This window comes from Acidovorax sp. JG5 (genome assembly GCF_017939685.1).
Classification (GTDB): Bacteria; Pseudomonadota; Gammaproteobacteria; order Burkholderiales; family Burkholderiaceae_C; genus Acidovorax.
On record NZ_JAGKSE010000011.1, the window covers coordinates 104,273 to 112,425 of the forward strand.

4 protein-coding genes are annotated in these 8,153 nt (G+C 65.6%); 2 read left to right on the forward strand and 2 right to left on the reverse strand.

The features are described 5' to 3' along the window. Positions 1-46 precede the first annotated feature (46 nt). Entirely contained in the window at positions 47-4,087 is a 4,041-nt protein-coding gene (gene purL / locus J8G26_RS12770; RefSeq protein ID WP_210569331.1) for a phosphoribosylformylglycinamidine synthase, read from the reverse strand. A gap of 204 nt (positions 4,088-4,291) precedes the next feature. On the opposite strand from purL, the gene map reads away from it, so the two are divergent. Together map and J8G26_RS12780 are read left to right on the forward strand one after the other, a co-directional pair. Then, on the forward strand, positions 4,292-5,107 hold the full coding sequence (gene map / locus J8G26_RS12775) for a type I methionyl aminopeptidase (RefSeq protein ID WP_087745443.1): 816 nt from the start codon (positions 4,292-4,294) through the stop codon (positions 5,105-5,107). 67 nt (positions 5,108-5,174) lie between these two features. Next, positions 5,175-7,766 carry a [protein-PII] uridylyltransferase gene (locus J8G26_RS12780; protein ID WP_210569333.1) on the forward strand — a complete coding sequence of 864 codons (2,592 nt, stop codon included), beginning with the start codon at positions 5,175-5,177 and terminating at the stop codon, positions 7,764-7,766. Between the two features lie 75 nt (positions 7,767-7,841). Here the strand turns inward: J8G26_RS12780 and J8G26_RS12785 are convergent, their stop codons facing one another. Continuing rightward, positions 7,842-8,129, reverse strand: coding sequence for a single-stranded DNA-binding protein (locus tag J8G26_RS12785; protein WP_210569347.1), 288 nt, complete (start codon positions 8,127-8,129; stop codon positions 7,842-7,844). Positions 8,130-8,153: the final 24 nt, after the last annotated feature.

Genomic DNA, 8,153 nt, shown 5'->3' on the forward strand with positions numbered 1-8,153 from the left:
CTTTTCGCATGGCGCGGGCCGCGCAGCCCGGCCGGTCAGAAAACGATCACCCCACCCACTTGCGGGCGTTGCGCCAGATGCGCATCCAGGGGCTCAGGGCACTCGGGTCGCCACTGGTCCAGCTCATCTGCACGTTGCGGAACACGCGCTCGGGGTGCGGCATCATGGCCGTGAAGCGTCCGTCGGCCGTGGTCACCGCTGTCAGGCCGCCCGCGCTGCCGTTGGGGTTGAACGGGTACTGCTCGGTGGCCGCGCCGTGGTTGTCCACAAAACGCATGGCCGCAATGGCCTGCGCCGCGTTGCCGCGGTATTTGAAGTTGGCATAGCCCTCGCCATGCGCCACGGCGATCGGCAGGCGGCTGCCGGCCATGCCCGCAAAGAACAGGCTGGTCGATTCGAGCACCTCCACCATGGACAGGCGGGCCTCGAAGCGCTCGCTCTGGTTGGTGGTGAAGCGCGGCCAGTCTTGCGCGCCGGGGATGATGTCGGCCAGCTCGGCAAACATCTGGCAGCCGTTGCACACACCGAGGCCAAACGTGTCGGTGCGACCAAAGAAGCCCTGGAACTGCGCAGCCAGCACCGGGTTGAAGGTAATGCTGCGCGCCCAGCCAATGCCCGCGCCCAGCGTGTCGCCGTAACTGAAACCGCCACAGGCCACCACGCCCTGGAAGTCTTCGAGCTTCACGCGGCCGGTCTGCAGGTCGGTCATGTGCACGTCGTAGGCCTCAAAACCCGCCTCGGTGAAGGCGTAGGCCATCTCCACATGCGAATTAACTCCCTGCTCGCGCAGGATGGCGACCTTGGGGCGCGCGAGTTTCAGGAACGGCGCGGCAACGTTGTCAACGGCATCGAACGTGAGGTGCAGATGCATGCCGGGGTCGGTGGGCGCGCCTGCAGCGGCGTGCTCGGCGTCTGCATTGGCGGGGTTGTCGCGCTGCTGGCAGATCTTCCAGCTCACGGCATCCCACACCTGGTGCAGGTCGGCCAGCGGCGCGCTGAACACGGCCTTGGCATCGCGCCAGACCTGCAGCTGGCCCTTGCCGGCTTCGATGCTGGACGATGCCGGACGCGTCTTGCCCACAAAGTGGCTGAACTTCGACAGACCATGCTCGCGCAGCGTCTGCATGACCGCGTTGCGCTCTGCCGTGCGCACCTGCAGCACCACGCCCAGTTCTTCGTTGAACAGGGCCTTGAGTGTGAGCTCTTCGCGGCGCGCGCTCACCTGCTGCGCCCAGTTCTTGGCGTCGCCGGTTTCCATGCGGCTGTCGCTGATGCCGTCGCCCTCGGTCACGAGCATGTCCACATTCAGGGCCACGCCCACATGGCCGGCAAAGGCCATTTCGGCCACGGCGGCCAGCAGGCCACCATCGCTGCGGTCGTGGTAGGCCAGGATCTGGCCCTTGGCGCGCAGCGCGTTCACGGCGTTGACGAGGTTCACCAGGTCTTGCGGGTCATCCACATCGGGCGCCACATCGCCGCTCTGGTCGAGCGTCTGGCCCAGGATGCTGCCGCCCATGCGGCTTTGGCCCTTGCCCAGGTCCACCAGCACCAGCGTGGTGTCGTCTTCGGTGGCGTTGAGCTGGGGCGTGAGCGTGCCGCGCACATCGGCCAGCGAGGCAAAGGCGCTCACGATCAGGCTCACGGGTGAGGTGACCTTTTTCTTTTCGCCGCCCGAACCGGATTCGCCTTGCGGCTCAGTCCACTGCGTGCGCATCGACAGGCTGTCCTTGCCCACAGGGATCGATATGCCCAACGCCGGGCACAGCTCCATGCCCACGGCCTTGACGGTGGCGTACAGGTCGGCATCCTCGCCGGGTTCGCCACAGGCGGCCATCCAGTTGGCACTGAGCTTCACGCGCGGCAGCTCAATCGGCGCGGCCAGCAGGTTGGTCAGCGCCTCGGCCACGGCCATGCGGCCCGATGCGGGCGCATTGATGGCGGCCAGCGGCGTGCGTTCGCCCATGCTCATGGCCTCACCGGCGAAGCCCTTGAAATCGGCCAGCGTGACGGCGCAATCGGCCACGGGCACCTGCCAGGGGCCGACCATCTGGTCGCGGTGGCTCAGGCCACCCACGGTGCGGTCGCCAATGGTGATGAGAAAGCGCTTGGACGCCACCGTGGGGTGGGCCAGCACGTCAATCACAGCCTTTTGCAGCGGCACGCCGGTCAAGTCCATCGGTGCGAACTGGCGCTCCACGGTCTTCACATCGCGGTGCATCTTGGGCGGCTTGCCCAGCAGCACGTTCATGGGCATGTCCACGGGCAGCTTCTGGTCGTCGGCCGTGGCGGCGGGGTCGTGCAGCACCAGCTGGCGTTCTTCAGTAGCCGTGCCGATCACGGCAAACGGGCAGCGCTCGCGCTCGCAAAAGGCCTTGAACTGCTCCAGCGATTCGGGCGCAATCGCCAGCACGTAGCGCTCTTGCGACTCGTTGCTCCAGATTTCCTTGGGCGCCATGCCCGATTCTTCGAGCTGCACCGCGCGCAGGTCAAAGCGTGCGCCACGGCCTGCGTCATTGGTCAGCTCGGGGAAGGCGTTCGAGAGGCCACCCGCGCCCACGTCATGGATGGCGAGGATGGGGTTGGCCGCGCCCTGCGCCCAGCAGTGGTTGATGACCTCTTGCGCACGGCGCTCGATCTCGGGGTTGCCACGCTGCACCGAGTCGAAGTCCAGTTCGGCGGCATTGGTGCCGGTGGCCATGGAGCTGGCCGCGCTGCCGCCCATGCCGATGCGCATGCCGGGGCCGCCCAGCTGGATCAGCAGCGAGCCCGCAGGGAATTCGATTTTTTGGGTGAGCTCGGCGTCGATGACGCCCAGGCCGCCCGCGATCATGATGGGCTTGTGGTAGCCCCGGTCCACGCCCGCCACGGTCTGCTCGTACTCGCGGAAGTAGCCCAGCAGGTTGGGCCGGCCGAACTCGTTGTTGAACGCGGCGCCGCCCAGCGGGCCTTCCACCATGATCTGCAAGGGGCTGGCGATGTGCTCGGGCTTGCCCAGCGTGCTGCCCCAGAGCTTGGACACCGTGAACCCCGTCATGCCGGCCTTGGGCTTGGAGCCACGGCCGGTGGCGCCCTCGTCACGGATTTCACCGCCCGCTCCGGTGGAGGCGCCCGGAAACGGCGATATCGCCGTGGGGTGATTGTGCGTCTCCACCTTCATCAGCACATGGTGGGTTGCGCTACTTTTTTGATAGCTGCTAGCGCTTGATGGATAAGCGCTAGATGCCATTTTGGCTACAAACCGCTCCACCTGATGGCCTTCCATGACCGATGCGTTGTCGGAATACGCCACCACCGTGTGCTGCGGCGCCAGCTGGTGCGTGTGGCGGATCATGCCGAACAGGCTCTTGTCTTGCGCCACGCCGTCGATGGTGAACTGCGCATTGAAGATTTTGTGGCGGCAGTGCTCGCTGTTGGCCTGCGCGAACATCATCAGCTCCACATCGGTGGGGTTGCGCGCCAGGCCCGTGAAGGCGGTCACGAGGTAGTCGATTTCGTCATCGGCCAGGGCCAGGCCAAAGCGGATGTTGGCGGCCTCCAGGGCCTTCCTGCCTTGCTCAGGGCCACCGGACAGCACATCGACATGCTCCATGGGCACCGGCTGCAGTTCGGTGAACAACGCGGCTGCAGCCGCACGGTCGGCCACCACGGATTCAGTCATGCGGTCATGCAGCAAGGCCGCCACCTGAGCCAGTTGCTCGGCGGTCAGCTCGGGCGCCTTGCCCAGCAGACCGGCCTTGAGGCTGATGCGGTATTCGGTGATGCGCTCGACCCGGCGAATGGCCAGGCCGCAGTTGCGCGCAATGTCGGTGGCCTTGGACGCCCAGGGCGACAGCGTGCCCAGGCGGGGCGTGACGATGATCACGGCGCCGTCTTCGGATCCCGCATACGGGTCGCCATAAGTCAGCAAGGCGGCCAGGCGCTCGCGCTCGGGGGCTGTGGGCGCGGCATCGGTCGCCACCAGGTGCACGAAGCGTGCCGCAATCCCGCTGATTTTGGGGTGAATGGCCTCCAGGGCGGGCTGAAGCTGCTGTGCGCGAAAGTTGCTGAGGGCGTTGCCGCCCGCCAGCGTGGTCATGTGCAAGGTCACGGTAGCGGCCTGTTCGGAATGTGAGAGGGGGTAAGGCGCGCCGGTCCTCCTGCATCACCGGGCTCGCCCCTCCTGCAAAGGTGGTCGCTGCCCGGCCTGATGACGCAAGGGATGCTTGTAGCGCAGCCTGCCATTTTACCGGGAGCGGGGCACAGCCCATGCCCTTGACCAGCAAGGCTTGGGGGGCGATGGGATAATTGCGGCATGAGCATCACCATCAAAACCGCAGAAGACATCGCCGGCATGCGCGAAGCCTGCCGCCTGGCCTCTGAAGTGCTGGACTACATCGCACCGCACATCAAACCCGGCATCACCACCAAGGAAATCGACCGCCTGGGCGCCGAATGCATGGCCGCGCAGGGCACCATTTCTGCCACCGTGGGCTACCAGCCGCCGGGCTATCCGCCCTACCCTGGCTCGCTGTGCACCTCGGTCAACCATGTGGTGTGCCATGGCATCCCCAATGACAAGCCGCTGAAAAAGGGCGACATCGTCAATGTGGACGTCACCGTGATCACCAAGGACGGCTGGTTTGGCGACAACAGCCGCATGTACCTGATCGGCGAGTGCTCGATTGCCGCCAAGCGCCTGTCGGCGCTCACCTATGACGCGATGTGGCTGGGCATCCAGCAGGTGCGCCCCGGTGCACACCTGGGCGACATTGGCCACGCCATTCAAAAATTTGCCGAAGGGCATGGTTTTTCGGTGGTGCGCGAGTTCTGCGGCCACGGCATCGGCAAGGTGTTCCACGAAGAGCCCCAGGTGCTGCACTACGGCCGCCCCGGCACGCTGGAAGAACTCCAGCCCGGCATGGTGTTCACCATCGAGCCCATGATCAATGCCGGCCGGCGCGAGATCAAGGAGTTCGGCAACGACGGCTGGACCATCGTCACCAAGGACCACAGCCTGTCGGCCCAGTGGGAGCACACGGTGCTGGTCACCGAAACGGGCTACGAGGTGATGACGCTCTCGGCCGGATCTCCCCCGCTGCCGGCCTTTGTGACCGCCACAAAAACCTGAAGCGCCTGCGCGCACGACTCTTGCTTGTACAGGTCATGGCCCACCGCTTCCTTCATTGCCCTTGCCCATGACCGAAATTCACGCCCTGCGGAACGCCTACCGCCGCGACAAGACGGCCCTGCTCGCCTCCATGCAGGCTACCGGCGCCTCGACCCGCGGCATCCGCCTGATGCTGCGCAAGCTCTCCACCCTGGCGGGCGGGCTGCTGCAGGCACTATGGCTGCGCGCCCAGCTCCCCGCCGACCTGGCCCTGGTGGCCGTGGGCGGCTTCGGGCGGGATGAGCTGTTTCCTTATTCCGATGTCGATGTATTGCTGCTGCTGCCCGAAGGTTGCACAACAGAGTCGGGGTGCGAGTTGCGCGCCCAACTGGAGAGCTTCATTGGCAGCTGCTGGGATGCGGGCCTGGAAATTGGCTCCAGCGTGCGCACCGTGGCGGAATGCCTGGCCGAAGCGGCGCAGGATGTGACGGTGCAGACCTCGCTGCTGGAGGCTCGCTTGGTCTGCGGCAGCCCGGCGCTGTTTGCACAGTTCCAGCAGCAATACCGCGCACAGATGAACCCGCAGGCATTTCTGGTGGCCAAGACACTGGAGATGCGCCAGCGGCACACCAAATACGAAAACACGCCGTACGCGCTGGAACCCAACTGCAAGGAGTCGCCCGGGGGCCTGCGCGACCTGCAGATGATTTTGTGGGTGGCCAGTGCCGCCGGCCTGGGCCATACCTGGAAAGAGCTGGCTGCCAGCGGCCTGGCCACGGCGTTCGAAGTGCGGCAGATCGAGCGCAACGAGGCCCTGCTGTGCCTGGTGCGGGCACGCCTGCACGCCATTGCCGGGCGCCATGAAGACCGGCTGGTGTTCGACCTGCAGACAGCAGTGGCCGAATCGTTTGGCTACCGCTCGCAAGCTCCGGATGGCACGGGCCTGCCCATGCGCGCCAGCGAAGCCCTGATGCGCCGCTATTACTGGGCGGCCAAGGCCGTGTCGCAGCTCACCCAGATCCTGCTGCTCAACATCGAAGAGCGCCTGAATCCCTCCATCCACGCACCGCGCCCCATCAACGCACGATTTTTCGAGAAAGCCGGGCTCATCGAGGTGGCCAGCGATGACCTGTACGAGCGCGATCCACACGCGATTCTGGAAACCTTTTTACTGCACCAGACGACTGCCGGGCTCAAGGATCTTTCAGCCCGCACTCTGCGTGCGCTCTACAACGCGCGCGGCGTGATGGATGGCGCCTTCCGGCGCGACCCGGTCAACCGCGCCGCCTTCATGCGCATCCTGCAGCAACCCTCGGGCATCACGCATGCCATGCGGCTGATGAACCAGACCTCGGTGCTGGGGCGCTATCTGTGGGCGTTTCGCGGCATCGTGGGGCAGATGCAGCACGACCTGTTCCATGTGTATACGGTGGACCAGCACATCCTGATGGTGTTGCGCAACATGCGCCGCTTCTTCATGGCTGAGCACACGCACGAGTACCCGTTTTGCTCGCAGCTTGCCGCTGGCTGGGACAAACCATGGATTCTTTATGTGGCGGCCCTTTTCCACGACATCGGCAAGGGCCGCGGCGGCGACCATTCGCAGATCGGCGCCATGGAAGTGCGGCGCTTTTGCCGACAGCATGGCGTGGACCGCGAAGACGCCCGGCTCATCGAGTTCCTGGTGCGCGAGCACCTCACCATGAGCACGGTGGCGCAAAAGCAGGACCTGAGTGATCCGGACGTGATTGCCGCCTTTGCCCAACGTGTCGGCAATGAGCGCAACCTCACGGCCATGTACCTGCTCACTGTGGCAGACATCCGTGGCACCAGCCCCAAGGTCTGGAACGCCTGGAAAGGCAAGCTGCTGGAAGACCTGTACCGCGCCACCCTGCGCACGCTGGGTGGCCGGGCCCCCGACGCAGCCGCCGAGATCGAGGCCCGCAAGCGCGAGGCGCTGGTGTTGCTGGCACTCAACGCCCTGCCCTTCGAGGCGCACAAGGCGCTGTGGGCAACGCTGGATGTGAGCTATTTCATGCGCCACGAGGCGGCCGACATTGCATGGCACACCCGCCACCTCTCTCGCCATGTCGGCGCACCCCAGCCCGTGGTGCGCGCGCGCCAGTCGCTCGCGGGCGAGGGATTGCAGGTGATGGTTTACGCGCCCGATCAGGCAGACCTGTTTGCCCGCATCTGCAGCTACTTTGACCGTGCCGGCTTCAGCATTCTGGATGCACGCGTGCACACGGCCAACAACGGCCATGCGCTCGACACCTTCCAGGTGGTGGCCTCTGCCCAGCCAGGCCATTACCGCGAACTCACGCACATGGTCGAAAGCGACCTGATGCGCGCCATCGAAACCGGTGGCCCGCTGCCCGAGCCGGCCGTGCGGCGCGTGTCACGCCGCGTCAAGAGCTTTCCGGTGGCACCAAGGGTGACCTTGCGCCCCGACGAAAAAGCCCAGCGCTGGCTGCTGGGCATCTCGGCCAGCGACCGCGCCGGTTTGCTTTATCTGGTGGCGCGCGTGCTGGCACGCCACCAGCTCAGCGTGCAACTGGCCAAGGTGAGTACGCTGGGGGAACGTGTCGAAGACACCTTTCTGATCCAGGGACCCGAGCTGCAAAGCAACGCGCGGCAGATCGAGATCGAGACCGAGTTGCTGCAGGCGCTCTCGGCCTGAGCGAGTCTGAATGTGTGCCTGGGTGTCCGCCCGCCGACGCAGTGTTGACGGGTGGGCCCAGGCATCTCCAGGCGATCACGCCGGGTGGCTGTCGCTGGCGTCGTAAGCGGTCAGCACACGGTGCGCCACCATGTCCAGAGCAGGCCGGGTGTTGCCCTGCTTGTCTGTCCAGACCCGTGGCGTAAGCCCACCGGCCAGGGCAATGGGTTCGCCCTCTCCCAGCGCCTGCAGGGCCGAGCACACAGCGGGCTCAAAACCGATCACATTCACGATCAGCGTTTCGCCATCGCTACTGCTGGCCAACACCTTGGCCACGGCAAAGGGTTTGCCGGCCTTGTCGATGCGCAGTATCCGTCCGGCCAACCCATCTACCCCGAATGAGCAATT